The organism is Shewanella bicestrii, assembly GCF_002216875.1.
In the GTDB taxonomy this organism is placed as follows: domain Bacteria; phylum Pseudomonadota; class Gammaproteobacteria; order Enterobacterales; family Shewanellaceae; genus Shewanella; species Shewanella seohaensis.
Map to the genome: position 1 here is coordinate 2,062,442 of NZ_CP022358.1, position 23,997 is coordinate 2,086,438.

Below are 23,997 nucleotides of genomic sequence, written 5' to 3' on the forward strand. Positions count from 1 at the left end.
CATGGATTCTCGATGCAGACATTAATTCCTAGTTAGGCACTCGTCACAACCGCCTAACAAGGTTAACCAAGGCTAATAGGATATAAACTGGGCATTTCGATGCAGGTAAATTCGCTTCAAACGAGTTTGACACAAGCGGTTGCGAGTAATCGCCCCGCAGTCATACAGGGAATGTCGCCCACGGAAGCGCCGCGCCCTGTGATTGAGCTCGATGCGGTTTCTGCCTTAGCCTTTGATGATACCGCAGAAGGATCATCACAAAACCTACAATCCAGACTCGGTGCCCAGCTCGAATACGAACAAAGCACCCGAGGTCATCAAGGGGCTATTGCCCAATACCTACAAACGCAACATGCTGCCAAACGTGAAGAAATTCAGCAGATGGTCGGCGTGGATATTTATGCCTGATAGTGCGCCCGTGTCTTCTCAATCCCGTTTTACTCCTCGTCTAACTGGCGGTCTTCCTAGCCGCGGTTTGTTTATCATCGAACTGATGCTGGCACTCATATTGACGCGCATTCCTTATCTGAGCGTGCCTTTTAAGTGGTTAGAGAGCTATTTCCACGAGTTGTCCCATGGGATAGCGACAGTGCTTAGTGGCGGTATAGTGAGTCATATACAACTCTTTCCCAATGGTGCGGGTTTTTGCTTTAGCCAAGGTGGCTCGCCACTGGTGATTGGATTTGCTGGCTATTTTGGCGCAGCCTGTTGGGGATACCTTATTTATCTGCTAGCAACGTGGCCTAAGGGCATTCGCCTAAGCTTTGCGTTTTTAGGCGGTTTAGTGGTGTTAAGTGGCCTACTATGGGGGCGAGATTTACTGACCTTAGCCATTTTAGCAGTGCTGACGATTGTGTTGTTACTGCCGTTAAAACTCAGCAAAAATAAACTCCTCACGCAATTTTTACGCATTATTGGCCTGATGATCATGCTCAATGCGCTGGCAAGCCCGACGGTATTGCTCGGGCTCGAAGGGCAGGGCGATGCGGTGCTGCTGGCCGAGCGTTCATGGATCCCTGCATGGATTTGGGTCGCCATTTGGCTATTTTGCAGTATCTGCGCCTTGTTTATGGCGTGGCGCCGGGTGGATTCAGCCATCTCTCGCTAATCTATGGCGGCATAATGCCGCTATGACTTCACAAATATTTACAGCCTAAATAGTCAACTTGTGCGGCTAATTCTTGGATTTTTTTATATAGACTGCTAGCTTAAGTCTTCGGTATCCAAGGAGAATTATTATGAAAAAAGTCACACTCGTCGCCAGTATGCTGATTGCTGGTTTATGTTCAGGTATGGCCTATGCCGATGAAGGCTTGGATAAGGCCATTAAGAGCGAATTTCGCCAAGCGAAAAACGCCAGCCGCGATATTTATCGTCATCCCGCAGAAACCCTCACATTTTTTGGTATCACCCCGACACAAACCGTCATTGAACTCTGGCCAGGCAATGGTTGGTACACTGAAATCCTTGCTCCTTACCTTGCGCCTAAGGGGCAATATATTGCCGCCAGTTTCGAAACTACTCCCAGCACGGATACCCCAGGTAATCGCTATCGCGCCAATGCGGGCGTGAAATTCGATGCTTGGATGACGGCCAATAAAGCTTTATTTGGTAATGCAAAAATGGTGGTTCTCGACCCACCGGCCAAGATGAATTTAGGTGCCGATGGCAGTGCGGACTTGGTATTAACCTTCCGTAACTTACATAACTGGGCCTCAAGCGACCAGCTCGAAAACGTGTTTGCCGCCTCCTATAAAGTGCTGAAAGATGGTGGTGTGTTTGGCGTGGTCGAACATAGAGCCAATAAAGGCATGAATATGAGCACGGGCTACATGGACCAAGACGAGATGATCGCGCTGGCCAAAAAGGTTGGTTTTACCTTAGCCGAAAGCTCAGAAATCAACGCCAATCCGAAAGACACTAAGGACTACGCCAAGGGAGTCTGGACGCTGCCACCTTCGTTTGCCTTGGGTGATACCGATAAGGAAAAATACCAAGCAATTGGTGAGAGCGATCGCATGACGCTCAAATTTATCAAAAAATCGCGCTAATCACCTGACATTAGAGGCAATATGTGGCAATCTTTCGCCCCCAAAAATCAAGTCGAGTTTGTGTTACCCCATATCAAGCTGAGTGGTCGATTGTGGGGAGCGAAAGATAAGCCGTTATTGCTCGCGTTGCATGGCTGGTTAGACAATGCGAACAGTTTTGAGCCTCTCGCTGAGTATTTGCCTCATTATCAGATACTTGCCATAGATTGGCCCGGTCATGGCTTTTCAGCGCATCGGCCGGGACATTATCCATTGCATTGGATTGACTATTTATACGATCTCGATGCGTTATTGGCGATGTTGCCGCAAAAGCCGTTGGCCATCATAGGGCATTCGTTAGGGGGCATTATTGCCTCGGCGTACACCGCAACCTTTCCAGAAAAGGTCAACAAACTGATTTTGATTGAGGCGTTAAGCCCATTGTTTGAGTCGGCGACTCAAGCGAAAACGCGGCTGCGAAAGAGTTTTTATCAGCACGAGAAGTTTTTAGCGCAAAAGCATAAACAGCTAAAAGTCTACGACAACATGGACACCGCAGTAAAAGCCAGAGTGCACTTAACGGGGCTGGCGGAGCCTTGGTGCCGCTTGTTACTCGAGCGCAATATGCAACCTACCACCGATGGTGTTGCGTGGCGCAGTGATCCAAGATTACGGCTCGATTCGCCCATGCGGCTGACCTTTGAGCAGGTCGATGCATTGATGCAGCATATTTCGGTCTCGACCTTATTAATCTGCGGTAAACAGGGCTTTAGCCAGTTGCAAGCGGCATTGCCTAAGGCGAGGAAATGGTTCACACACTTGTCGGAACATATGCTCGAGGGCGACCACCATGTGCACATGGATAACGCCAAAGGGGTCGCGCACTTGATCCAGCAGTTTGTCGAATAATCGCTTTTGCTTACATAAAAAAGACGCTAGGTTTTTTGTTTTTTTTATGTGATGATGATCAAAATTAAAACGCCCGTATGATTTATGCGGGTCAATCAATAACAATAAAATGTAAGTCGGTATTTTAACTCGGTATTTGTCGAGTATTGACGGTAGTAGGGATACCGTGTCCGCAGTTGTGGGGATTTAGGAGAAAGTAGTGGATCAGCCTTGGATTAATCATTTGCCAAAAGATGTACCTGCCGAGATTAATGCGGATCAGTATTCATCGCTCGTCGATATGTTCGAGACGGCGGTGGCCAAATATGCGGATCAACCGGCATTTATCAACATGGGTGCCACGCTAACTTACCGTAAACTTGAAGAACGCAGCCGTGCGTTTGCCGCTTATCTGCAAAATGAATTAAAGCTACAAAAGGGTGATCGTGTCGCCCTGATGATGCCGAATCTGCTGCAATATCCCATTGCGTTATTTGGTATTTTACGTGCGGGCATGGTGGTGGTGAACGTTAACCCGCTTTACACTCCCCGCGAATTAAAGCACCAATTAGTCGACTCTGGTGCTAAGGCCATTGTGGTCGTATCAAACTTTGCCCGTACCTTGGAAGAAGTTGTCGACCAGACGCCAGTTAAAAGTGTGATTATCACCGGGCTTGGGGATCTGCTGAGCGCGCCAAAACGCACCTTAGTTAACTTTGTGGTCAAGTACATCAAAAAACTGGTGCCTAAATACGATTTACCCCATGCACTTTCAATGCGCGAAACCCTCTCAAGAGGGCGCAGAATGCAGTATGTCAAACCCGTTATCACGGGTGATGACTTAGCCTTTTTGCAATACACAGGTGGAACGACAGGGGTGTCAAAGGGCGCCATGTTGACCCACAGAAACGTAGTCGCAAACGTATTACAGGCCAATGGTGCCTATTCACCAGCACTACGTGATGGCAACGAATTTGTGGTAACCGCATTGCCGCTTTACCATATTTTTGCCTTAACAGTGAACTGCTTATTGTTCTTACATAAGGGCAGTCAAAACCTGTTAATCACCAATCCGCGTGATATTCCAGGCTTTGTGGCCGAACTGAAAAAATATCCTTTTACGGCGCTGACAGGTGTCAACACCCTGTTTAATGCGTTAGTGAACAGTAGCGATTTTGCTGAACTGGATTTTTCTCGCCTAAAATTATCCATTGGTGGCGGGATGGCGGTACAAAAAGCCGTAGCCGATAAATGGCAAAGCATCACGAAAACCCGTTTACTCGAAGGTTACGGTTTAACCGAAGCGTCGCCGCTACTCACGTGCTGCCCCTATAACTTAGATGGCTACAATGGTTCTATCGGTTTCCCAGCGCCATCAACCTTAATTCAGGTGCGTGATGATGCGGGTAATGTGTTGCCACAGGGCGAGACTGGCGAGCTGTTTGGTAAAGGTCCACAGATCATGAAAGGTTACTGGCAGCGTCCAGAGGAAACGGCCAAAGTGATTGATAAAGACGGCTGGCTTGCCACTGGTGATATCGGCAATATGGATGAACAAGGTTTCTTCTATATTGTCGATCGTAAGAAAGACATGATTTTGGTTTCGGGCTTCAACGTCTTCCCCAATGAAGTCGAAGAAGTCGTCGCGTTACATCCTAAAGTGATTGAAGTGGCTGCGGTTGGCGTGCCAAATGACGCCAGCGGTGAATTAGTGAAGGTATTTGTGGTGGCAAAAGATAAATCTTTAACCGCTGATGACATCATTAAGCATTGCCGCGCGCATTTAACGGGATATAAAGTACCGAAGCTGGTAGAATTTAGGGATGAGTTACCTAAAACCAACGTGGGTAAGATCTTGCGACGAGAACTTCGAGACGAAGTGAAGCGCGCGTAAGATTGAAGCCGGCAATGAGCCGGCTTTTGTTTTTATGGACGGTGCTTAACCCACCGGAACTGGAGAAGAATTTGTCAGTGTTTCAGTATGTGAGCGACGAAGCGAGCCTCAATGCCCTCGTCGCTCAATATCAACAGAGTCCGCTGCTCGTGTTAGATACCGAGTTTGTGCGCACACGTACCTATTACGCTAAGCTTGGCCTCATTCAAGCCTATGATGGTAAAACCTTAGCCTTAATTGACCCTGTCGCGCTGCCAGATCTCAGTGCATTTTGGTCTTTGCTAGATAATCCCAACATCATCAAATTGGTGCATTCGTGCAGCGAGGATTTAGAAGTCTTCGCTCACTATGGTCAGCGTCAACCTACGCCTTTGTTCGATAGCCAAATCGCAGCCTCTTTATGTGGCATGGGCCATGGCCTAGGTTATGCCAAGTTAGTTGAAACCTGTTTAGGTGAAGTGATTGATAAAGGTGAGTCGCGCACCGACTGGATGCGCCGCCCCTTAACTGAGGCGCAGCTGAGCTACGCCGCGAACGATGTGTTGTATCTGTATCAACTCTATCCGCAACTTGCCGACAAGCTTAAGGCGCAAGATCGCTTAGGCTGGCTGTATGAAGAAGGCGAGCGGATGACAGAAGGGCGCTTAGCTGTGCCTGATGTGGAGACTGCGTACCTAAGAGTGAAGAATGCCTTTCAGCTTACTGAGCATCAATTGGCCTACCTTAAAGTGTTGGCTAAGTGGCGCTTAGAAAAAGCCTTAGCGCGGGATTTAGCCTTAGGGTTTGTGATTAAAGATCACGGCCTGATCGCGCTAGCGAAGAAGCAGCCTAAGAGCATGGGCGATTTGCTTAAACTGAACGATTTGACCGAGCAAGAGAAACGCATTCACGGTAAAGATATTTTACGGGTGATGCAGACCGCGGATTTAAACAATCCACCCGAATTAGTGGATGTCTTAGCGCTCAAACCTGGCTACAAATCGGCCTTTAAGAATATTAAAACCTGCTTAACTGAACTGTGCGAGCAGCATGCCATCCCGATGGAGATGCTCGGCTCTAAACGTCATATTCATGAGTATTTACAATGGCGTTGGGATAAACAGCAGAGTGAGTTACCGATGGTCTTAAGTGGCTGGCGTGGACACATTGCCGCCGAGTCGTTGGCAAAGCTTGAAGTCTAATTTGAGCTGATTAATACATCATCAGCAGTAACATCGAGGTCTTGGCGCGTTGTTAAGGCCTTCATTTCTTATATCAATGCTTAGCTTATTTCGCCTAAGATTCGACAAACGCGCAGCAGAAAGCGTCATCCCCGTGATGAGGATGACGCCAACGCTCGACTTATCTGTCAGGCAGTGTGACGTTAAGTTCGAGTACCGACAGGTTATCGTCGTTCTGATCTAACTGCACAGAAACTTGATCATCAGAAATATGCACATATTTGCGGATAACGGCGATAATTTCTTGTTTCATCTGTGGAAAATAATCAGGGGTATCCCGTTGTCCACGTTGATGAGCCACAATAATTTGTAGTCGCTCTTTTGCCATTACCGCAGTGCTAGGCTTTTTCTTGCTTTTGAAATAGTCGAGTAAAGACATAATTAGCTACCAAATATCCGTTGTAAGAAACCTTTTTTCTCTTCCGTAATGAAGCGTACTGGCACATCTTCACCCAGTAAACGCGCGACCGTATCACTGTAAGCCGCACCTGCATCACTTTCTTGATCGATAATCACAGGCACACCCGAGTTAGAGGCCTTGAGTACAGATTGTGATTCAGGGATAACACCAAGTAATTCAATGGCAAGGATTTCTTTTACATCGTCAACACTTAACATTTCGCCCGATTTTACGCGACTCGGCGAATAACGAGTCAGCAGTAAGTACTCTTTTATCGGCTCTAAATTCAGTTCGGCGCGGCGTGACTTGCTCTGCAGCATGCCCAGAATACGGTCAGAGTCGCGAACCGAGCTCACTTCAGGGTTGGTGGTCACAATGGCGATATCGGCAAAGTACAGTGCCATCATTGCGCCTTGCTCAATCCCTGCGGGAGAGTCACAAATAATAAAATCAAATTCTTTCGCTAAATCATCGAGCACACGACCCACGCCTTCTTTAGTCAGTGCATCTTTATCGCGGGTTTGCGATGCAGGCAGTACAAACAGTTTTTCACAGCGTTTGTCTTTAATCAGTGCCTGATTTAAATTGGCTTCACCGTTGATCACATTGACAAAGTCATAGACGACGCGGCGCTCGCAGCCCATGATCAAATCTAAGTTACGTAAACCAATATCGAAATCGATAACAACAGTTTTATGCCCTTGTATTGCAAGTCCAGTTGCAATCGCCGCACTGGATGTGGTTTTACCAACACCACCTTTACCTGAAGTGACAACAATAATTTGTGCCATGTTTCTCTCTATCCTTTTTTATGCCATTTAGAGGGGCAATGATTCAACGATAAGCGACTCGCCATTTAAGCGAATGCAGCCGCTTTTATCTGAGCTATGTTGTTGTAGATTTTCAGCGAGCCAATATTGCCCTGCTATTGAAACTAATTCAGCCTCGAGGGAATGGGCGATGATCACCGCGCTGCTGTCGCCGGCCGCGCCCGCCATGGCTTTTCCTCGTAATGCGCCATAAATATGAATGCTACCATCGGCGATGACTTCAGCGCCATTACCTACGGCACCAAATATGATTAAATCGCCATTTTTTGCATAGACCTGCTGGCCAGAGCGGATATTTTGCTTCAAAACCTTCGTTTGACGCGGCGCGGGAGGGGGCGTCACGCTTTGTTTGCCGGCTTTGACGATGGCAAGTCCTAGGGTTTTGGCTTGATTACTGAGAGCGATGGTTGCCCCGGTGATCCCCACGATAACTAACTGACGGGAAAGTAATAACTCTTTTAAGCCGTGTAAATTGAAATCGTTATCTTGGATGGCGCTGAGGTTGACGACTAAAGGGGCACCCAGAAAAAATTGAGGGGCTTGTGCCAATTTGCTATCTAATTCAGCCATGACAGCATTTAAGTCGCTGCTATTGATATGAAGCACTGAAAGAGTAAAAGAAGCGCCTTTTAACTCTAAGCTAGGTTTTGACATCCCGGCACTATTCTCCAGAAATCATCAGTCGGTTCGCTGATTTTACAATTAAATTACTAGGCGACCATGTTATAGTGTGCCCCATTGACTGGCAAGTTTGAACTATTGGATATTTATACTCTTATGCTATGTGCGGTTTATAAAAGTAGTCGAAAGGCTGAAACTTATTTATTTGTGAACAAAAGGGACTGCTTTGATGATGTTCCCCAAGCGCTGTTGGATATGTTTGGCGTGCCTCAGTTAGTGATGGTGTTCCCCATCGCTAAGCGTGAATCCCTCGGTATCGCCGATATTCAAAAGGTCAGAGCAGCACTCGAGGAAAAGGGTTTTTATTTACAAATTCCGCCACCGCAGGTTAATTTATTGGCCGAACACAGAGAAAGTCTTGGGATTAAAGACTAGCCCATAAACTGCGGACAAAGGTATATGCCAAAGACCCTCCTTAAACGCGTTGCAGCATGTACATTGATTTTCTTGCCCTTGATAAGCCATAGCGCGCGAGGGCAAGACGCTTCCTTCAACGATTACCTCCTTAAGCTAAAACAAGAGGCAAGTGCCCAAGGCATTAGCCAAGCGACGATCAACGCCGCTTTCCCGCAGATAAAACGCTTTAAAAAAGCCAATGTGGCCGCAGCGCCAAGCCAATCTAAAACCCTTGAAACCTATTTGCCAGAAGTCGTTCCAGAATGGAAGGTGGATACGGCGCGCGTGCTCTTTAACGAGCATGAGGTGCTATTGAGCAATATTGCTGATAAGTATCAAGTGCAGCCGCGGTTTTTAGTGGCGCTCTGGAGCTTAGTGTCTAACTTTGGTGATGCGTCGGGGGATTATCCTGTGCTGTCTGTGATGGCGTCGTTAGCCTTTACGGACGAAGATACGGCGCGTTACCAGCGGGAGTTTATGGCTGCGCTTTCCATCATGGATAAAGAGCATCTTAAGTTTGAAGATCTTAAAAGCAATGACAAAGGCTTTATGGGGCAAACCCAATTGCTTCCGAGTGAATATTTAGCCTACGGCCAAGATGGCGACGGTGATGGCAAAAAAGACATTTGGCACAATGTGGCCGATGCCTTTGCCTCTGCCGCGAACCTGCTTAAGCAGCAGGGCTGGAATGGGGAGGATACCTGGGGACGTCAGGTTCAAGCACCGGTGGATCTGAAGGCCGAGTTTATCGGACTCAATCAATCCCAAACCTTAGCCAAGTGGCAACAGCTAGGTGTCAGGCGTTTCGATAATACGGATTTACCGAATCGTGAGGATATTCACGCTTCGCTTATCATGCCCGACGGTGCCAAGGGCCGAAAATATTTGGTCTATGGCAATTACCGCGCCTTAATGCACTGGCAAGCGGTGAATTATTTAGGCGAGGGCGATTATTTTGGCATCTCTGTGGTGCATTTATCGGAGAGAATTAAGACTCCCCAGTAAATTGGTGTAAAATGGCCCGCATTAAGCGGGTTTTTTATTATGAAGATAAGCGTAAACATGGCATTTTGGCAGAATAAAGCGTTAACCGAGTTGACATCGCAGGAGTGGGAGTCCCTCTGCGATGGTTGTGGTAAGTGTTGTTTAAACAAGTTGATCGATGATGAAACTGAGGAGTTGTATTACACCAATGCAGCTTGCCTACTGCTCGATCATCAAAGTGCCAGCTGCAAGCATTATAGTGACCGTTTTAGCCATGTTCCCCAATGTACTGTGATCACACCGCAAAACGTCCATGAACTGACGTGGTTACCCGATAGCTGTGCCTATCGTCGTTTAGCAGTCGGTCGAGAATTGCCAAGCTGGCATCCATTACTTACGGGGTCTAAAGAGGCCATGCACCTTGCGGGTATGTCGATTCAAGGCAAAGTGGTGGATGAGCGCAGGGTTAAAGATATTGAAGATCATATCGTGCTGTGGCCGCTGAAAGATCTAGATTAACGCTATTACAGCAGCTTTTGTCTCTAATAACTGACGTTAATAAACAGTCAGACGTTAATAAACAAAAAGGAGCAACTAACCATTGGGTTGAGTGCTCCTTTTTTCTCTCTAGGCTTTAAAACCAAAGCGTTATCTATCGAGGAATGGCGCTGTTATTGCTGGTCACAGCTAAGTAACACCACACTATTCCTCGATTAGATAAAGTACTTATTCAAGGATAATTACTATTTTTCAACGTTCAACGATAATCACTATTTTTCAACAATAGTTACTTTTTCGATAATAATCGGCTCACGGGGCACGTCTTCATGGCCTGCAACACGGGTGGTTTTTACGCCTTCAATTTGCAGCACGACCTCGAGTCCCGCGGTGACTTTACCAAATACCGCATAACCCCAACCGTTGTTGGTGGTTGCCGTGTGGTCGAGGAACTCATTGTTGGCCGTATTAATAAAAAACTGCGCGGTCGCCGAGTGCGGTGCATCGGTACGGGCCATAGCGATAGTGCCAAACACATTCGATAGGCCTTTGTTGGCTTCGTTGACAATCGGCTCGTGGGTGGGCTTTTCCTTCATTTTGGCGGTAAAACCACCGCCTTGGATCATAAAGCCTTTGATCACTCGATGGAAAATCGTGTGCTCATAAAAACCTTCTTGGCAGTAGCGGATAAAGTTTTTGGCGGTAACGGGCGCGCGCTCCATATCGAGTTCGATACTGATATCACCGAGGTTGGTTGTAAAAATAATCGTCATATTTGCTTCTGCTATTTTGAGTTAATTCGTTAATAAGCTGCTAATTCACTTAGTACTTTTGTGCCAAGGATTTGCCTGGGGTTCGCTATCGCCCTGCGACTTGATGCTGTTTTGCCATGGATTACCTTGTACTGGGTTCGCAAGGCGGCTATCTGAGTAAGCACTTGAGTGAGTACCTGAGCGACTATCAGTCCCTGTCTTTGGGGCCTTAGGCGCAGGAGTCGCTTTGGCACTGCGATGCTTCTTGGCTTGTGTCGCCTCAAAGGTGCCCGGCTTGCCACTCGAATAGGGGCGGGGTTGAGCACTTGTGTCGGCGGATTTATGGGATTTACGCTCTGTTGTCGATGCCGATTTAGGCACAAAATCGAGTATAGAAATCGGCACGACTTTTTTCGGCTCAAAGCCTGCTATCTCCCTGCGTACGATAACATGACCTAAGCGACGCTCGATGGCGCATAGGTTTCTGAAATCATCCTTAGAGACAAAGGAAATCGCTTCACCTTGATTACCCGCACGTCCGGTACGGCCAATGCGGTGAATATAGTCGTCGGCTTCATCGGGTAAGTCGTAGTTAATCACCCGCGCTAAGGCATCGATATCAATGCCACGTGAGGCCACGCCTGTGGCGACTAAAAAGGAGACTTTCCCCGCTTTAAAATCGATAAGCAGTTGCTCACGCACCGCTTGGCTACGACCACTGTGAAAAGCCTCCGCAACAATGCCACGCTTTTCTAACTGGCTAACCAATTTGGCTGCGCCGTGTTTGGTTTGGATAAAAATTAATGCCTGTGACCAGTTATTTTCTTGGATCAAATGACTCAGCAACGCTGACTTTTTATCTTTATCGACCGTGGTCAACCATTGGTCAATATGAGTCGACGCCGCGCTCTTACGGCTGATTTCAATTTCGATGGCGTCCGGAATAGCGGATTTCGCCAGCGCCTTAACTTGTTTCGATAAGGTGGCTGAAAATAAGAGATTTTGTCTTTGCTCGGGCAGCTTTTCGATGATGCTATTAATGTCTTCGATAAAGCCCATATCGAGCATGCGGTCGGCTTCGTCGAGCACCAATACTGAGACTTCATCGAAACGAATAGCCCTTTGGGTATACATGTCGAGCAAACGCCCAGGCGTGGCCACCAGTAAATCGACGCCTTCAATCAGCCGTTTCTTTTGAGGTGCGGCGTCGACACCACCGTACATCGCCATGGCCGTTAAAGGTAAATACTTGGCGTATTGGTTGATATTTTCTTCGACCTGAAGCGCTAACTCACGTGTGGGGGTGAGTATGATGGCCCGCACTCGCTTAGGGCGGATCTTGGGGGCATCGGCGAATCGGTGTAGCAGCGGCAGTACAAAACTGGCGGTTTTACCTGTGCCCGTTTGTGCCGCGGCAAGCACATTCTTGCCCGCTAAAATGCTGGGTATGGCCTTTGTCTGTATCGGTGTGGGGTTTGTGTAACCCAGTTCAGTCACCGCTTTGACAAGCGCGCTGTGTAATCCAAGTTGGGAGAATGGCATTGAGAGTCTCAACTAAATGATTTATTGGCAAACTGTAGGCCTGAGGCGAACAGCGAAGCAGGTCGCTATTATAGCAGTAGCGATAGTGAAATAGGGGATTATCTCACGCAGGTTGATAGTTGAGCGCTATTGGCACTCGGGCTTACAAATTTGTAACTGGGCATGTATTCGCTTGCAACACAGCTGCAATTAGGCGGCTGATATGATTAACTTAAGTCCTTTTATTGGCGTCTGATGAGTTAAGTTTTAGACGCTTACGGTCGCCTCGAGGCACTGGAATTAACGCATAAATATAAAAAGGACGAAAAAGAATGAAGAAAACCGCCATCTCTCTTGCGATCTTGTTATCGCTCACAGGCCTTGCGGGTTGCCAATCGCAATCAACTCAAGCGTCAGCCGATACCGCCAAATCAAGCGTGGTCGGTGCTGATGTGAAGACCAGCGCCTTTGCACAATTTAGCCAGACCTTTATCGATGATTTGTGGCAATTAGCGCCAACCTGGGCGCTCTACAGCGGCAAACACGTTAATGATGGCTATTTAGAAATCCCCAATGAAGCCAGCCGTGTTAAGACACTTGCCTTTGTAAAAGCCCAGCAGGCAAAGCTGAAACAGTTTGAACTTAAGTCTCTGAGCTCTAACGAAACCATCGATTATCACTTAATTGATAACCTGCTAAACAGCATGGCGTGGGAAATCACCGACTTTAAATCTTGGCAATGGGATCCCTCGAGCTATAACGTGGCGGGCGGTTTTGCACAAATCATCAATGAAAACTTTGCGCCACTGGATGACAGATTACGTTCCGTATTGGCCAGAATGGAAAATATCCCTGCTTATTACGCCGCGGCGCGCAGCAATATTCAGCAGCCAACCCTAGAACACACTGAATTGGCTGTGATGCAAAACCAAGGTGCGTTTTCGGTCTTCTCCGATGATTTATTGAAGCAAGTGGCGGATTCTGGTCTGTCAGATGCGGAAAAATCGCTGTTTAAATCCCGTTTCGACACGGCAACGAAAGCGATTAACGAACATATTACTTGGTTAAATGCACAGGTTAGCCAACTGAAAAAAGACGGTGCCCGCAGTTTTAGAATTGGTGAAGAATTATACGAGCAAAAGTTTGCCTTTGATATCCAAGCGGGTATGACAGCAAAACAGCTCTATCAAAAAGCCATGGCAGATAAAGAAAGAGTGCAAGGTGAAATGGCGAAGATCACCGACAAGCTGTGGCCAAAATATTTCACTACGCCAAAACCTGCCGACAATAAAATCGCGATTCGCCAATTGATTGATAAATTATCGACAGAGCACGTTAAGCGTGATGACTTTGTGAGCGAAGTACGTAAACAAATTCCTGAGTTGATTGAATTTGTAAATCAAAAAGACTTAGTGACCTTAGATCCTAAAAAACCATTAGTCGTGCGTGAAACCCCTGAGTATATGCGGGGTTATGCGGGAGCTTCGATTAGTGCGCCTGGCCCCTATGATAAATTAGGCAATACCTATTATAACGTGACGCCACTCGATGGAATGAGTGATGAATCCGCAGAAAGCTATTTACGCGAATATAACCACTGGATATTACAGATTTTAAATATCCATGAGGCGATTCCTGGACACTACACCCAATTAGTTTATTCCAATGAGTCACCAAGCTTAGTGAAAAGCTTATTTGGTAATGGCGCTATGGTCGAAGGTTGGGCTGTTTATACCGAACGCATGATGCTTGAAGAAGGTTATGGTAATTTCGAGCCTGAAATGTGGTTGATGTATTACAAGTGGAATTTACGTGTTATCTGTAACACCATCTTAGACTACAGCATTCATGTTAAAGGCATGACTGAAGATCAAGCCATTAGTCTGATGATGGATGAAGCGTTCCAGCAACGTGCTGAGGCGGAAGGTAAATGGCGCCGTGCCACCCTAAGCCAAGTACAGCTGACCAGTTACTACTCGGGTTACCGTGAAATTTACGATTTCCGCGAGGAATATAAGCAGCTCAAAGGCAAGGATTTTGACCTAAAAGCATTCCATGAGAAGTTTTTAAGTTATGGTAGCGCGCCGGTGAAATATATCCGCCAATTAATGTTAGAGCAGTAATCCATCACCCAGATATAAGGCGCTAACTGAGCGCCTTATATCTGTTCTTTAAACGACAGTCGCTAACATCAGGCATTAATCATGAATGATGTCTAATGACGCTTAAGACCGCCGAAATCACTCAAGCAAAAATCCTGTTATTCCGTATTGAATCGAGATGTTCGTAGACAAAGGGTAAGAAGTGCTGATTATCGAAGAGGGTTATTTCTTAGTGCTAGACTCTGCCATGATGGCTAAAACTTCTTCGTAGGAAAGGTTTAATTCGCGAGAGAGGTTAATGATTTTGGTTTTATAGGTTTGAATGTTTTCTTGTTGTGCGAGCTGATGTTTCTTTTCTTCTACTAATTCGTTAACAGTTTCTTGCAATATCAATAATCGACGTAAACTGTAGTCTAGGGATTTGATATATTTCCCCATTTGTTGTTTATTACGGGCTTGCTCAAGATCCGTTGAGGCTTTTTTCTCATATCCATATTCATCGAGCGCGGCAATAGCGCTTTGCAAATCAAGATCTGTTGTCATTTGGTATTCACTTTATTACAAGAAGTTGAGAAGCTAAATAATGAATTAACGTACCCAAGCGGGTGTCATAGGAGGTTAACTATCGCAGATTATCATGTTTATGCCAATGCTCATAAACTATTTAAAGTGTAAACCTCATTAAAAAGTCGAGTTTCGCATTGGGCTTGTAGGGGTCTACAATAATGGTTAGTCTAAACTTTTCACTTCGCGGAGATCCAAATGCTTGATCTATTGCCTGATTTGTTCGATCACTACCCTACAAAACTGTCGCTGTTACCGCTCGAATTTCGCAGTTTTGGTGGTAAGCGTTTGTTTTGGGGTGAAGTTGTAACGGTCAAATGTTTTGAAGATAACTCCAAAGTGAAAGAAGTGCTGGCCCAGCCCGGTCATGGAAAAGTATTGGTCGTTGATGGTGGCGGCTCACCCCGGCGGGCGTTATTAGGAGATTTGATCGCGCAAAGTGCCCTCGATAACGGTTGGCAAGGTGTGGTGATTAATGGCTATGTCCGTGATGTGGCAAGGCTTTCTACTTTTAATCTTGGCGTCTATGCCTTAGGGGCTATGCCCATCAAGACCGAAAAATTAAACCAAGGTCAAATCGATGTGCCGATTGAGTTTGGCACTGTGACAGTAAAACCCGGCATGATGCTTTATGCCGATGAGAATGGCATTGCCGTGAGCGAGGCGCCATTAAACTTTGCCTTTCTAAGTTAAGTGTTATCAAAAATTCAAGATGTTATTGATAAGGATGTTTCTATGAAATTCATTAAGTGGCTTTTAGCTCTTCTGGTGACCTTAGTGGTTGCAGTCACCTTATATCTCACCGTATTTTTCGACCCTAATGATTTTAAACCAGAAATTGTCAACGCCGTTAAAAAGCAGACAGGGCGTGAGCTTGTCATCGGTGATGATTTGTCGTGGACATTTTTCCCGACGGTTGGGATTAATCTTGGGGGGATTTCACTCTCTAATCCCGAGGGATTTACACCCAAATCTATGCTTGAAGTGAATAAGGCTGTGGCAGAAGTCGAGCTTATGCCACTGTTTAGCAAGCAAATTGAAATTGCGCAGCTAAGCCTTGATGGTGCAAAAATCAATCTGGTCACCCGTAAAAATGGCAGTTCGAGCCTCGATGGTTTAACGGGCAAGGGCGCTGAAAAACCAACAACGCCTGCCGAGCCAAGCGCCAAAGCACAATTAACGAGCATTGATGTGGGCGGCGTTTCGATTACCAATACCGAAATCAATTTGATTGATGAAGCCAAGGGACAAACTCAAACCTTAACCTTGAAGCAATTCACGCTGGGGGCATTTTCACTCGATAAATTTGCGCCTATGGCCTACGAATTTGCCGCGACCCTGCCGGATATGACAGTGAGCAGCAAAGGCGAAGGACAAATCAAGTTAAGCCATGATTTTAATCAACTGGTGATTGAGAAGCTGGATATTGAGACTCAAGTTGAAGGCGAGGGGATCCCCAATAAAAAACTGACTGCTGAGGTTAGCCTAAACAGCCAAATCGCATTAGATAAAAAGCAGTTGTCGGCAGACATCAGTAAATTAACGGCGATGGATATCAATGCAGCGGGTAAGTTGGCGGTGAATTACGGCGGTAAAGTGCCGCAAATTAACGCGGATTTCCAACTGGGTGACATTGACCTCGATGCCTTATTGCCAAAATCTGATACGGCGGAAAAGCAAGCTGCTGCCACGCCTTCACAGGCTCAGGCGGTAGAGCCCGACCTGACCGCGCTCAATGGCTTAGATGCCAAACTGACATTAGCGGTCAAATCCATCAAGGTGGCGAACTTATCAACGCAAAACTGGTTGATGGATTTAGGCATTAAGAATGGTGTGGTTGATCTTAAGCAACTGACTGCGGATCTTTACCAAGGTAAGTTGATGCTCAATGCCCAGGTTGATGCCCGCTCAAAAGTTGCCAGTTACCAATTTGATAAGCAAATCTCGGGTGTTCAGATCCGTCCATTACTAAAAGATGCCGCCGAGCTGGAAATTCTGGCCGGTACAGCCAATTTCAATGTTAAGGGTAAAGGTAAGAGTTTAATTCCAGAGCAGTTGAAGAAAAACCTACTTGCTAATGGCCGTTTTGATATTACCGACGGTGCCCTTTACGGGGTGAATATTCCGCAAATGATCCGTAGCGCTCAGGCCAAGTTAAAGGGGGATATGTCCGCCGACACCAAAGAAGAGCGTAAAACCGACTTCTCGAGCCTGACGGGTAACTTCAGCCTAGAGAACGGTGTGGCGACAAATCCTGATCTTGCCATGTCATCACCGCTATTACGGGTGGCGGGTAAGGGCAGTGCAAACCTGTTGACCGAAGGCTTGGATTACCGATTGACCACGACCTTAGTGAACTCCCTCAAAGGTCAGGGCGGTAGCGAGAAAAATGCCTTGGCTGGCATTGATATTCCACTTGCGATCACCGGCACCTTCCAAAAACCTGAATATGCTTTAGATACCCAAGCACTGCTGAACAATCAGTTGAAGGAAGAAACGGATAAAGCCAAGGATAAATTAAAGGACTCCCTACTGAAAAAACTCGGTGGTTTTTAGGCATGGGAAAACACACCGCTCAGCAAGTGTCTGGTAGCAAGCTTCAACCTAAGCAGGCATTAACGCGTATTACGCGCCCGCTTGGGATGGCATTGGTGGCGGGGCAGCTGTTTGGCTGCTTTGCCCCGCAAGCCCAGACTAATGCGCCAAAAACCGATATTCGTACCGAGGCGGCTAAACAACCTGAAGTGGTACAGACCGCCGATTTAGCGGCGAAACTACAGGGAATTGAAGCAAAATCCAGCTTAAAAGTGGAACAGGTATCGAACAAACCGTCTCAGGCTTTGCTCACCGGTACGCTTTCCCTCGATGCTTTTGTGGATTTTAAACAACCCCTTAAGGCGACATTAACGGTTCGCAATCCCTCGACTCAGGCGGTAGCACTGCGTTATCACTCGGGCATGACTGCCGATTTGCTACTGACCACAGTGCAAGGAAAGCGTCTTTGGGCTTGGTCTGACGATATGATGTTTACTCAAGCCCTGCGTGATACTCAGTTAGCCGCAGGTGAGGAGCTGGTGGTCAGGTTTGCGATCCCGCCAAAAGCCTTGGCAGGGATCCCAAATGAAGGAGCACATCTTGAGGCGCAATTTGCCGCTAAGGCGCTGGAAAGCGAATTGCCAGCAATGGCGCCCGTCGTGTACTTGCTAACCCTTGAGTAATGCGAGCTAAAGATTGCGCCATTCTTGTAAACTGCAGTGTATTTTACATTGCAGATTGAAAGACAGCGGGCAACAAGGACAAGACTCGAGGCTATTAAGTCTGGATCCTTGCGAATAAAAAAGGCAGTAACCAAGGGTTACTGCCTTTTTGTTTGCCATTATTACAAATGGCTTAAGTGTTAATGCTTGTGGCTCTTTCGCCGATTCGTCGGACTTAACTCAATATCTAAGCCGTTTTCAAACTCAGCATTAGGCATTTAAATTGCTTTCATCCACAACCAGCTTTAACACTTGACCGGGTTGAATGTATTGCGATGAGGTTAAGCTGTTCCACTCGAGCAGCTCGGCAACCGTCACTTTAAATTTGCTAGCAATACGCGCTAAGGAATCGCCTGATTTCACCTTGTAGCTGACGGTACGAATTTGCTCCACTTCCGCTTGGGTGGGCGGCGCAACGATGGTCAGTTTTTGGCCCATCTGCAATTTACTGTCTTTGCTTAAATGGTTCCAAGCGGTGAGCTGTTTCACCGATACCTTATGATTTTGTGCGATTTGCCACAGGGTATCGCCGGATTTCACTTGGTAAGTCAACTTATTACCAGAGGTCGAAGTTGCCGCTTTTTTAGGTAACTTCTGGCTGGTTGACATCGCATACAGCTGTTTATCGTCGGCAGAGACCGGAATAATCAGGTGTCTACCCGCAACGATATTGTTACTTTTCATACCATTAGCCGCACGGATCGCATTGACTGTGGTATGGTGTTTCTTGGCAATGGCGCCGATACTATCACCGGATTTAATAGTGTATCTGAGCCAACTCACACGGGCTTCACTCTCGGTTTCGGCCAGTGCTTTTTTAAACTCTTCTGACTTATCAATCGGTAATACCAGCGTATGGGGCCCCGTCGGTGCAGTGGCCCAGCGGTTGTATCCAGGATTGAGTTTTAATAGCTCATGGGTCGTCATATTGGCGAGCCCAGCCGCCATGGCCAAGTCAATTTGGCTATCGATATCAACAACTTCAATAGAAGGGCTGTTTTCAATTGGCGCTAGCGTAATGCCGTACTCGTCGGCATGTTTAATCACTTCGGCGAGGGCCAACAATTGTGGCACATAACGCTCTGTCTCTTTTGGCAGATCCAGTGACCAAAAGTCGGTTTTAAGGCCTTTATCTTCATTGCGTTTAATCGCATTGAGGACGCGAGACTCGCCCGAGTTATAGGCTGCAATCGCATAAAGCCAGTTATTATTAGTTTTGTCGTACAGGTATTCGAGCATGTCCAACGCGGCCACCGTGGAGGCGGGCACATCGCGACGGCCGTCGTACCACCAGTTCATCTCTAACCCAAAATGGCTGGCCATTGGGGTTGTAAATTGCCAAAGCCCTGAGGCGGCACTGGCAGAGGACGCACTGGGATCGAAGGCGCTTTCGATAATCGGCAGCAGCGCGATCTCAATGGGGAGATGGCGCTTTTCAAGCTCTTCGACGATCAAATACATGTAAGGCGCCGCACGCTCAGAAATCACTTCGAGGTGTTTAGGGTTCTTGATGTACCAATCGCGATAATAATTAACTAATTTTTTGTCAGGAACGGGGAGTTGCATTCCTTGACGAATTCGCTCCCACACATCAGTTATTTGCGCCGACTCGGGTTCGGTTGCGAGATAATACTGTGGGACGGTATTTTCGGTTGTGACGGTTTCAGCTTCAGGTTTGGTCACCTGATGGTTGTCTAAAGTCTGACAACCTGTGAGTAGGGCAAATCCCCCTACTACAACATAAAGTGATACTCTCATGGAAAACGATAGTCCTCTGTTAGTGCATTGCCACCGCACAATCTCATCTAGCTACAATGAGCTAAAGAATTGATTATTATGTAAATAGTGGCAACACAGAGCGCAAAGTATTCACGCAAAAACGAGCCATTCTATGGGATCTTTTTGATCTTGTCCCTAAATTATCGTACATCTTGTAGGGTCACTTTTGATTTACATCATCAAAAATGGAAAAAACTGTATAAATTTCAGCCATAAATAGATCGTTTTTTACTAAAAAATATCTTTCCACTGCCTGAGTAGGGTAAAACAGGTCAGTTCATCTGCTTTAGTCAGATCTTGATCACAAAACTGATTTTTTATGCTGTTGACTATGGTGGGCGCCAACGGTCTAAGGAAGGGATTAATGGCTCGCTCTAATCCGATCGTGGAGGGAATAGTGGCTTTGCCTTGCGCTCGAAGGTTTTTTGCTAGCTCCACATAGGCCTTGAGCGCTTCATTATCCGCATCGACCGTTTGGGCAAATTTTAGGTTGGCGAGGGTGTACTCATGGGCGCAATACACTAAGGTTTTATCGGGCAGCGCCGCGAGCTGGCTTAAGGATTGCCACATTTGGCTTGGCGTGCCCTCAAATAAGCGGCCGCAGCCTGCGCTAAAGAGTGTATCACCGCAAAATAGTGCGTCATCAACCAGATAGGCGATATGCCCAGCCGTATGCCCGGGGGCGGACAGGATACGTACGGGCGAATCAATAAAAGGCAGGACGAGTGTATCACTCAGCGTTGAGTCAATTGGCTGATTGATGCCGTGAATATCTTCAGTTTGTGGACCATAAACGGCTAAGTCATGGCCTGTGGTCTGCTTAACATGGGCCGCGAGGGCGGGGATCCCACCCGTGTGATCCCTATGGTGATGGGTGATCAAAATACCCGCTAGTGAGAGTTGCTGGGCGCGCAAGTAGTCGAGCACGACATTGGCATCGCCCGGGTCAACCACATATACGGCTTGCTGGGAGTCTTGTCGCAACACCCAGATATAATTGTCATTAAAGGCATTAATCGCTGATATAGTGAGCATAGCACCGCCGATCGCTGTATTTCGTTTTGAAGATAAGGTTATTATCCATAAGAGGGGCTCACTTGGCGACAGTGCATGATAATTGCTCATGACATACGCTAAAGACAACGCTAAGGCGGCAAAGACCAAAATGGGTGATTGCATCCACCATTAAGTAAAGGGTAACGGGAAGGGAGGAGACTTGTGTCGTATAACAGTGCTATGCGCAAACCCGAACAATGGGACGATTTGCCCAATGGTCCTGCACTCCAACAAGCCGTTGCCGATAAGCTTGCCGATTGGTGGCCAAGGGTGTTTGGCTACCACTTACTCAAACTCGGCCCCTTAAGCGCCGATCTCTCGAGTATGGCATCCCCCGTTGCGCACCATTTCTCTCTGTGCTCAGAACCTAATGCCTCGTTAATTGGCGATTTTTGCCATTTACCCCTACAGAATGGGGTGATCGATGCGGTGCTGATGAGTCTGTTGCTCGAATTTGAAGCCGATCCCTACCGTATCCTGCGGGAAACTGACAGAGTGCTGATCGCCGGCGGATACTTATTTATCGTGGGTTTTAATCCCTTAAGCCCAGTGTTTCTCGGTAAGTTATGGCCAAAATATCAGGACAATCTACCCTGGTGTGGGCGTTTTTTCATGCCCTCTCGAGTACGAGATTGGTTAGGACTATTGGGCTATCAAGTGGTTAGCGATGAGCGTTTAGTCTACCACCCGTTAATTGGTGAGTTTAATGACGGCCGTTTTATGCAGCAAACCTTGGCCTCATGGCTACCCAGTGCGGGCAGCTTATATTTGATTGTGGCGCGTAAATTAGAGTCGCCATTAACGCCCATCCGCGACAAACGTAAAGTGTTACAGCCAAATTGGACCACGGCCCCGAGCGCAGGTCGAACCGGGCATTTATCCGAACATACCAAGTAATTTCATTCATTAATGAGTCTGTTATGCGAATAACCCTAAGGCAACTTGCGGTATTTGAAGCCGTTGCACGCAGTGGACAAGTGGCAAAAGCGGCGGAGCAAGTTAATCTGTCGCCGCCTGCGACCTCCATGGCCTTGGCTGAATTAGAAAAGCAGCTCAACGCCCGTTTATTTGAGCGGATTGGCAATCGATTACAGCTCAACTCCCAAGGGAATTTGTTACTGCCACTGGCGACGGACTTGTTACATCGAGTCGAGCAAATCGAGCAAGCGTTCACGCGCCAAGACGGCGATTTAGTCGGGCATTTAAGTGTGAGCGCCAGTTCCACAATTGGTAACTATTTGTTAGCAAAAGCGGCGGTGGCCTTTTGTCAGCAACATACGCAAACCCATGTGGATGTGGCCATTACCAATACCCAAGAAGTGATCCAATCGGTCGCGCAATTTCGCGCCGAAATGGGGTTTATCGAAGGACATTGCACCGATAACCGCTTGAGTATTGAGCCTTGGCATAAGGACAGACTATTAGTCTTTTGTCATCCGGCGCATCCCCTCGCGGGGCAGACGGTTAAACCCGCAGCGGTCAAAGGCCAATCTTGGGTATTAAGGGAAGAAGGCTCTGGCACGCGTGAATATTTTGTCAATGCAGCCAATGAATTAGGCATGCAGCCCGAGGCAAAATTTTGTTTTACCACGCCCGATGCCATTAAGCTTGCGGTTAAACAAGGCGCAGGACTGGGCGTGCTCTCGGAACTGGCTCTGGATAAAGACATCAGCCGAAAAGAGCTGGCCCTGGTCACCATCGAAGGCCTAGTGCTGGAGCGACAATTTTACCGCATTACCCACAAGAGTCGCCAAGCCACGTCATTAGGTCTGGCCTTTGTGCAGTTTTGCGGTAATTTTTTCCATTTATCTCGGGAGTGATCGGCGCAACATTAAGCGCCGAAATGAGCGCCGAAGTGGCTACAGGTATTAGGACTCTGCCTGATAGCCTTCATCGACTTGGGTAGGGTTTGCTTCAGCGGCGGCGCGGGCGAGTTGATCGCAGCGCTCGTTTTCGGCGTGTCCGGCGTGGCCTTTAACCCAACGCCAATCAATTTGATGGAGCTGGGCGGCTTTGTCTAACCGTTTCCAGAAGTCAACATTTTTCACCGGTGTACGATTCGAGGTCATCCAGCCTTTTTTCTTCCAACCATGGATCCAGGTGGTGATCCCTTGGCGCATATATTGGCTATCGCTGGTTAAAATGACTTTGCAAGGCTCTTTTAACGCCTCGAGGGCGACGATGGGGGCTAATAATTCCATGCGATTATTGGTCGTCAGGGCAAAACCATCGGACATCTCCTTTGTATGGCCCTTATAATTCATTACAATGCCATAGCCACCGGGGCCAGGGTTGCCTAAGCAAGAGCCATCGGTGAAGATGTGGATCAGTTTTAGTTCAGTCATCAAATGGTTATCCGCAGCGTAAATACCGGCCGAGTATAACCAAAAAATGTCATAAGAAGCGCATAAAAGTATGAATATTATCTCAAACGCAAGCCGTCAGGTTATTTTGGATACTGAAACCACGGGTATGAACCAAGGCAGTGGTGCAGTGTATTTAGGCCACAGAATTATTGAGATAGGCTGTGTTGAGGTGATCAACCGCCGTTTAACGGGCCGTTATTTCCATCAATATATCAATCCCGGCCAAGCGATTGACCCAGAAGCGATTGCGGTTCACGGCATTACCGATGAGCGTGTCGCCAATGAGCCTAGATTCCATCAGATAGCGCAAGAGTTTATCGATTTTATCAGTGGCGCCGAAATTGTGGCCCATAACGCAAACTTCGACGTGAGCTTTATGGACCATGAATTTTCGCTGTTGCAGCCATTAGGGCCAAAGACCAGTGAAATCTGTGAGATCTTAGACTCTCTCGATATTGCAAAATTTTTGCATCCCGGCCAAAAGAACAACTTAGACGCCCTGTGTAAGCGCTACGGTATCGATAACTCCCGCCGCCTGTACCACGGGGCATTACTCGACGCCGAGATCTTAGCCGATGTGTATTTGGCGATGACAGGCGGACAGACCAAGTTCAATCTCTCCAACGATGAGGTCGGCCAAGAGGCAGGGGGCATACAACGCTTTGATCCCGCATCACTTAATCTTAAAGTGATCAGCGCATCGGCCGATGAACTCGTTATGCATGAAAAGCGTCTTGATTTAGTCGCAAAATCAGGAAAATGCCTCTGGAGAGGATAAT

At 47.2% G+C, this 23,997-nt stretch carries 25 protein-coding genes; 16 read left to right on the plus strand and 9 right to left on the minus strand.

The annotated features are described in order from the left end of the window. Positions 1-99: 99 nt before the first annotated feature. The 6 genes from CF168_RS09050 (at position 100) to rnd (ending at position 5,993) form a co-directional block, all read left to right on the plus strand. Positions 100-408, plus strand: coding sequence for a hypothetical protein (locus tag CF168_RS09050; protein WP_086904111.1), 309 nt, complete (start codon positions 100-102; stop codon positions 406-408). Next, entirely contained in the window at positions 401-1,108 is a 708-nt protein-coding gene (locus CF168_RS09055) for a M50 family metallopeptidase (protein ID WP_089067654.1), read from the plus strand. Before CF168_RS09050 ends, CF168_RS09055 begins: the two co-directional genes overlap by 8 nt. 130 nt (positions 1,109-1,238) lie before the next feature. Then, positions 1,239-2,051, plus strand: a complete 813-nt coding sequence (locus tag CF168_RS09060) for a class I SAM-dependent methyltransferase (protein WP_089067655.1) — start codon at positions 1,239-1,241, stop codon at positions 2,049-2,051. A gap of 21 nt (positions 2,052-2,072) precedes the next feature. Continuing rightward, on the plus strand, positions 2,073-2,939 hold the full coding sequence (locus tag CF168_RS09065) for an alpha/beta hydrolase (RefSeq protein ID WP_011717316.1): 867 nt from the start codon (positions 2,073-2,075) through the stop codon (positions 2,937-2,939). A gap of 199 nt (positions 2,940-3,138) precedes the next feature. Continuing rightward, positions 3,139-4,812 carry a long-chain-fatty-acid--CoA ligase FadD gene (fadD, locus tag CF168_RS09070; protein ID WP_086904114.1) on the plus strand — a complete coding sequence of 558 codons (1,674 nt, stop codon included), beginning with the start codon at positions 3,139-3,141 and terminating at the stop codon, positions 4,810-4,812. 71 nt (positions 4,813-4,883) lie between these two features. Next, entirely contained in the window at positions 4,884-5,993 is a 1,110-nt protein-coding gene (gene rnd, locus CF168_RS09075; protein ID WP_167373611.1) for a ribonuclease D, read from the plus strand. Between the two features lie 160 nt (positions 5,994-6,153). On the opposite strand, the gene minE is transcribed toward rnd, so the two are convergent. The 3 genes from minE to minC are packed head-to-tail and all read right to left on the minus strand — an operon-like array spanning position 6,154 to position 7,916. After that, entirely contained in the window at positions 6,154-6,411 is a 258-nt protein-coding gene (gene minE / locus CF168_RS09080) for a cell division topological specificity factor MinE (RefSeq protein WP_011622938.1), read from the minus strand. 2 nt (positions 6,412-6,413) lie between these two features. Then, entirely contained in the window at positions 6,414-7,223 is an 810-nt protein-coding gene (minD, locus tag CF168_RS09085) for a septum site-determining protein MinD (RefSeq protein ID WP_011717313.1), read from the minus strand. Positions 7,224-7,250: 27 nt separating this feature from the next. Then, on the minus strand, positions 7,251-7,916 hold the full coding sequence (gene minC, locus CF168_RS09090) for a septum site-determining protein MinC (RefSeq protein WP_011622936.1): 666 nt from the start codon (positions 7,914-7,916) through the stop codon (positions 7,251-7,253). Positions 7,917-8,039: 123 nt separating this feature from the next. Here minC and CF168_RS09095 point away from each other — a divergent pair, with 123 nt between their 5' ends. Genes CF168_RS09095 through CF168_RS09105 form a run of 3 tightly spaced genes read left to right on the plus strand, consistent with a single transcriptional unit; the run spans position 8,040 to position 9,842 of the window. Continuing rightward, positions 8,040-8,318: a YcgL domain-containing protein gene (locus CF168_RS09095; protein ID WP_089067656.1), complete on the plus strand. Its 279-nt coding sequence runs from the start codon at positions 8,040-8,042 to the stop codon at positions 8,316-8,318. 24 nt (positions 8,319-8,342) lie between these two features. Continuing rightward, entirely contained in the window at positions 8,343-9,344 is a 1,002-nt protein-coding gene (locus tag CF168_RS09100) for a lytic murein transglycosylase (protein ID WP_089067657.1), read from the plus strand. A 57-nt stretch (positions 9,345-9,401) separates the two neighbouring features. Next, positions 9,402-9,842 (plus strand): YcgN family cysteine cluster protein, encoded by a 441-nt coding sequence (locus CF168_RS09105; protein ID WP_089067658.1) that lies wholly within the window; start codon positions 9,402-9,404, stop codon positions 9,840-9,842. Between the two features lie 251 nt (positions 9,843-10,093). Here the strand turns inward: CF168_RS09105 and CF168_RS09110 are convergent, their stop codons facing one another. Together CF168_RS09110 and CF168_RS09115 are read right to left on the minus strand one after the other, a co-directional pair. Then, positions 10,094-10,594, minus strand: coding sequence for a peptidylprolyl isomerase (locus CF168_RS09110; RefSeq protein ID WP_086904117.1), 501 nt, complete (start codon positions 10,592-10,594; stop codon positions 10,094-10,096). 45 nt (positions 10,595-10,639) lie between these two features. Beyond that, the gene (locus CF168_RS09115) at positions 10,640-12,115 is read right to left on the minus strand and encodes a DEAD/DEAH box helicase (RefSeq protein ID WP_089067659.1); all 1,476 of its coding nucleotides are present in this window, start codon (positions 12,113-12,115) and stop codon (positions 10,640-10,642) included. A 311-nt stretch (positions 12,116-12,426) separates the two neighbouring features. Here CF168_RS09115 and CF168_RS09120 point away from each other — a divergent pair, with 311 nt between their 5' ends. Next, complete coding sequence (locus CF168_RS09120) at positions 12,427-14,217, plus strand: DUF885 domain-containing protein (protein ID WP_089067660.1); 1,791 nt, start codon at positions 12,427-12,429, stop codon at positions 14,215-14,217. A 201-nt stretch (positions 14,218-14,418) separates the two neighbouring features. Here the strand turns inward: CF168_RS09120 and CF168_RS09125 are convergent, their stop codons facing one another. Next, positions 14,419-14,739 carry a hypothetical protein gene (locus CF168_RS09125; RefSeq protein ID WP_086904120.1) on the minus strand — a complete coding sequence of 107 codons (321 nt, stop codon included), beginning with the start codon at positions 14,737-14,739 and terminating at the stop codon, positions 14,419-14,421. A 219-nt stretch (positions 14,740-14,958) separates the two neighbouring features. Between CF168_RS09125 and CF168_RS09130 the strand changes: the two genes are divergently transcribed. From CF168_RS09130 to CF168_RS09140, 3 genes are read left to right on the plus strand one after another with little or no spacing between them, the layout of a single operon-like run. Continuing rightward, complete coding sequence (locus CF168_RS09130) at positions 14,959-15,453, plus strand: putative 4-hydroxy-4-methyl-2-oxoglutarate aldolase (RefSeq protein WP_089067661.1); 495 nt, start codon at positions 14,959-14,961, stop codon at positions 15,451-15,453. Positions 15,454-15,495: 42 nt separating this feature from the next. Further along, on the plus strand, positions 15,496-17,316 hold the full coding sequence (locus CF168_RS09135; RefSeq protein ID WP_089067662.1) for an AsmA family protein: 1,821 nt from the start codon (positions 15,496-15,498) through the stop codon (positions 17,314-17,316). A gap of 2 nt (positions 17,317-17,318) precedes the next feature. Next, positions 17,319-17,978, plus strand: coding sequence for a BsuPI-related putative proteinase inhibitor (locus CF168_RS09140; protein WP_089067663.1), 660 nt, complete (start codon positions 17,319-17,321; stop codon positions 17,976-17,978). A 249-nt stretch (positions 17,979-18,227) separates the two neighbouring features. Here CF168_RS09140 and CF168_RS09145 read toward each other — a convergent pair whose 3' ends face one another. Together CF168_RS09145 and gloB are read right to left on the minus strand one after the other, a co-directional pair. Beyond that, a complete protein-coding gene (locus CF168_RS09145; RefSeq protein ID WP_089067664.1) occupies positions 18,228-19,775 on the minus strand; it encodes a lytic transglycosylase in 1,548 nt (515 codons plus the stop codon). Positions 19,776-20,027: 252 nt separating this feature from the next. Beyond that, the gene (gene gloB, locus CF168_RS09150) at positions 20,028-20,831 is read right to left on the minus strand and encodes a hydroxyacylglutathione hydrolase (protein WP_089068942.1); all 804 of its coding nucleotides are present in this window, start codon (positions 20,829-20,831) and stop codon (positions 20,028-20,030) included. A gap of 183 nt (positions 20,832-21,014) precedes the next feature. Here gloB and CF168_RS09155 point away from each other — a divergent pair, with 183 nt between their 5' ends. Together CF168_RS09155 and CF168_RS09160 are read left to right on the plus strand one after the other, a co-directional pair. Then, on the plus strand, positions 21,015-21,749 hold the full coding sequence (locus tag CF168_RS09155; protein ID WP_088211290.1) for a class I SAM-dependent methyltransferase: 735 nt from the start codon (positions 21,015-21,017) through the stop codon (positions 21,747-21,749). 23 nt (positions 21,750-21,772) lie between these two features. Then, complete coding sequence (locus CF168_RS09160) at positions 21,773-22,672, plus strand: LysR substrate-binding domain-containing protein (protein ID WP_089067665.1); 900 nt, start codon at positions 21,773-21,775, stop codon at positions 22,670-22,672. Positions 22,673-22,720: 48 nt separating this feature from the next. On the opposite strand, the gene rnhA is transcribed toward CF168_RS09160, so the two are convergent. After that, positions 22,721-23,197, minus strand: a complete 477-nt coding sequence (gene rnhA / locus CF168_RS09165; protein ID WP_089067666.1) for a ribonuclease HI — start codon at positions 23,195-23,197, stop codon at positions 22,721-22,723. 70 nt (positions 23,198-23,267) lie between these two features. On the opposite strand from rnhA, the gene dnaQ reads away from it, so the two are divergent. Then, the gene (gene dnaQ, locus CF168_RS09170) at positions 23,268-23,996 is read left to right on the plus strand and encodes a DNA polymerase III subunit epsilon (protein ID WP_011717296.1); all 729 of its coding nucleotides are present in this window, start codon (positions 23,268-23,270) and stop codon (positions 23,994-23,996) included. The last annotated feature ends 1 nt before the right edge of the window (position 23,997 follow it).

Excerpts from the sequence above, each read along its gene's own strand:
- CF168_RS09050 (WP_086904111.1), top strand. The coding sequence starts at position 100 with ATGCAGGTAAATTCGCTTCAAACGAGTTTGACACAAGCGGTTGCGAGT.
- CF168_RS09055 (WP_089067654.1), top strand. The coding sequence starts at position 401 with ATGCCTGATAGTGCGCCCGTGTCTTCTCAATCCCGTTTTACTCCTCGT.
- CF168_RS09060 (WP_089067655.1), top strand. The coding sequence starts at position 1,239 with ATGAAAAAAGTCACACTCGTCGCCAGTATGCTGATTGCTGGTTTATGT.
- CF168_RS09065 (WP_011717316.1), top strand. The coding sequence starts at position 2,073 with ATGTGGCAATCTTTCGCCCCCAAAAATCAAGTCGAGTTTGTGTTACCC.
- minE (WP_011622938.1), bottom strand. The coding sequence starts at position 6,411 with ATGTCTTTACTCGACTATTTCAAAAGCAAGAAAAAGCCTAGCACTGCG.
- minD (WP_011717313.1), bottom strand. The coding sequence starts at position 7,223 with ATGGCACAAATTATTGTTGTCACTTCAGGTAAAGGTGGTGTTGGTAAA.
- minC (WP_011622936.1), bottom strand. The coding sequence starts at position 7,916 with ATGTCAAAACCTAGCTTAGAGTTAAAAGGCGCTTCTTTTACTCTTTCA.
- CF168_RS09095 (WP_089067656.1), top strand. The coding sequence starts at position 8,040 with ATGCTATGTGCGGTTTATAAAAGTAGTCGAAAGGCTGAAACTTATTTA.
- CF168_RS09100 (WP_089067657.1), top strand. The coding sequence starts at position 8,343 with ATGCCAAAGACCCTCCTTAAACGCGTTGCAGCATGTACATTGATTTTC.
- CF168_RS09105 (WP_089067658.1), top strand. The coding sequence starts at position 9,402 with ATGGCATTTTGGCAGAATAAAGCGTTAACCGAGTTGACATCGCAGGAG.
- CF168_RS09110 (WP_086904117.1), bottom strand. The coding sequence starts at position 10,594 with ATGACGATTATTTTTACAACCAACCTCGGTGATATCAGTATCGAACTC.
- CF168_RS09115 (WP_089067659.1), bottom strand. The coding sequence starts at position 12,115 with ATGCCATTCTCCCAACTTGGATTACACAGCGCGCTTGTCAAAGCGGTG.
- CF168_RS09120 (WP_089067660.1), top strand. The coding sequence starts at position 12,427 with ATGAAGAAAACCGCCATCTCTCTTGCGATCTTGTTATCGCTCACAGGC.
- CF168_RS09125 (WP_086904120.1), bottom strand. The coding sequence starts at position 14,739 with ATGACAACAGATCTTGATTTGCAAAGCGCTATTGCCGCGCTCGATGAA.
- CF168_RS09130 (WP_089067661.1), top strand. The coding sequence starts at position 14,959 with ATGCTTGATCTATTGCCTGATTTGTTCGATCACTACCCTACAAAACTG.
- CF168_RS09135 (WP_089067662.1), top strand. The coding sequence starts at position 15,496 with ATGAAATTCATTAAGTGGCTTTTAGCTCTTCTGGTGACCTTAGTGGTT.
- CF168_RS09140 (WP_089067663.1), top strand. The coding sequence starts at position 17,319 with ATGGGAAAACACACCGCTCAGCAAGTGTCTGGTAGCAAGCTTCAACCT.
- CF168_RS09145 (WP_089067664.1), bottom strand. The coding sequence starts at position 19,775 with ATGAGAGTATCACTTTATGTTGTAGTAGGGGGATTTGCCCTACTCACA.
- gloB (WP_089068942.1), bottom strand. The coding sequence starts at position 20,831 with ATGCTCACTATATCAGCGATTAATGCCTTTAATGACAATTATATCTGG.
- CF168_RS09160 (WP_089067665.1), top strand. The coding sequence starts at position 21,773 with ATGCGAATAACCCTAAGGCAACTTGCGGTATTTGAAGCCGTTGCACGC.
- rnhA (WP_089067666.1), bottom strand. The coding sequence starts at position 23,197 with ATGACTGAACTAAAACTGATCCACATCTTCACCGATGGCTCTTGCTTA.
- dnaQ (WP_011717296.1), top strand. The coding sequence starts at position 23,268 with ATGAATATTATCTCAAACGCAAGCCGTCAGGTTATTTTGGATACTGAA.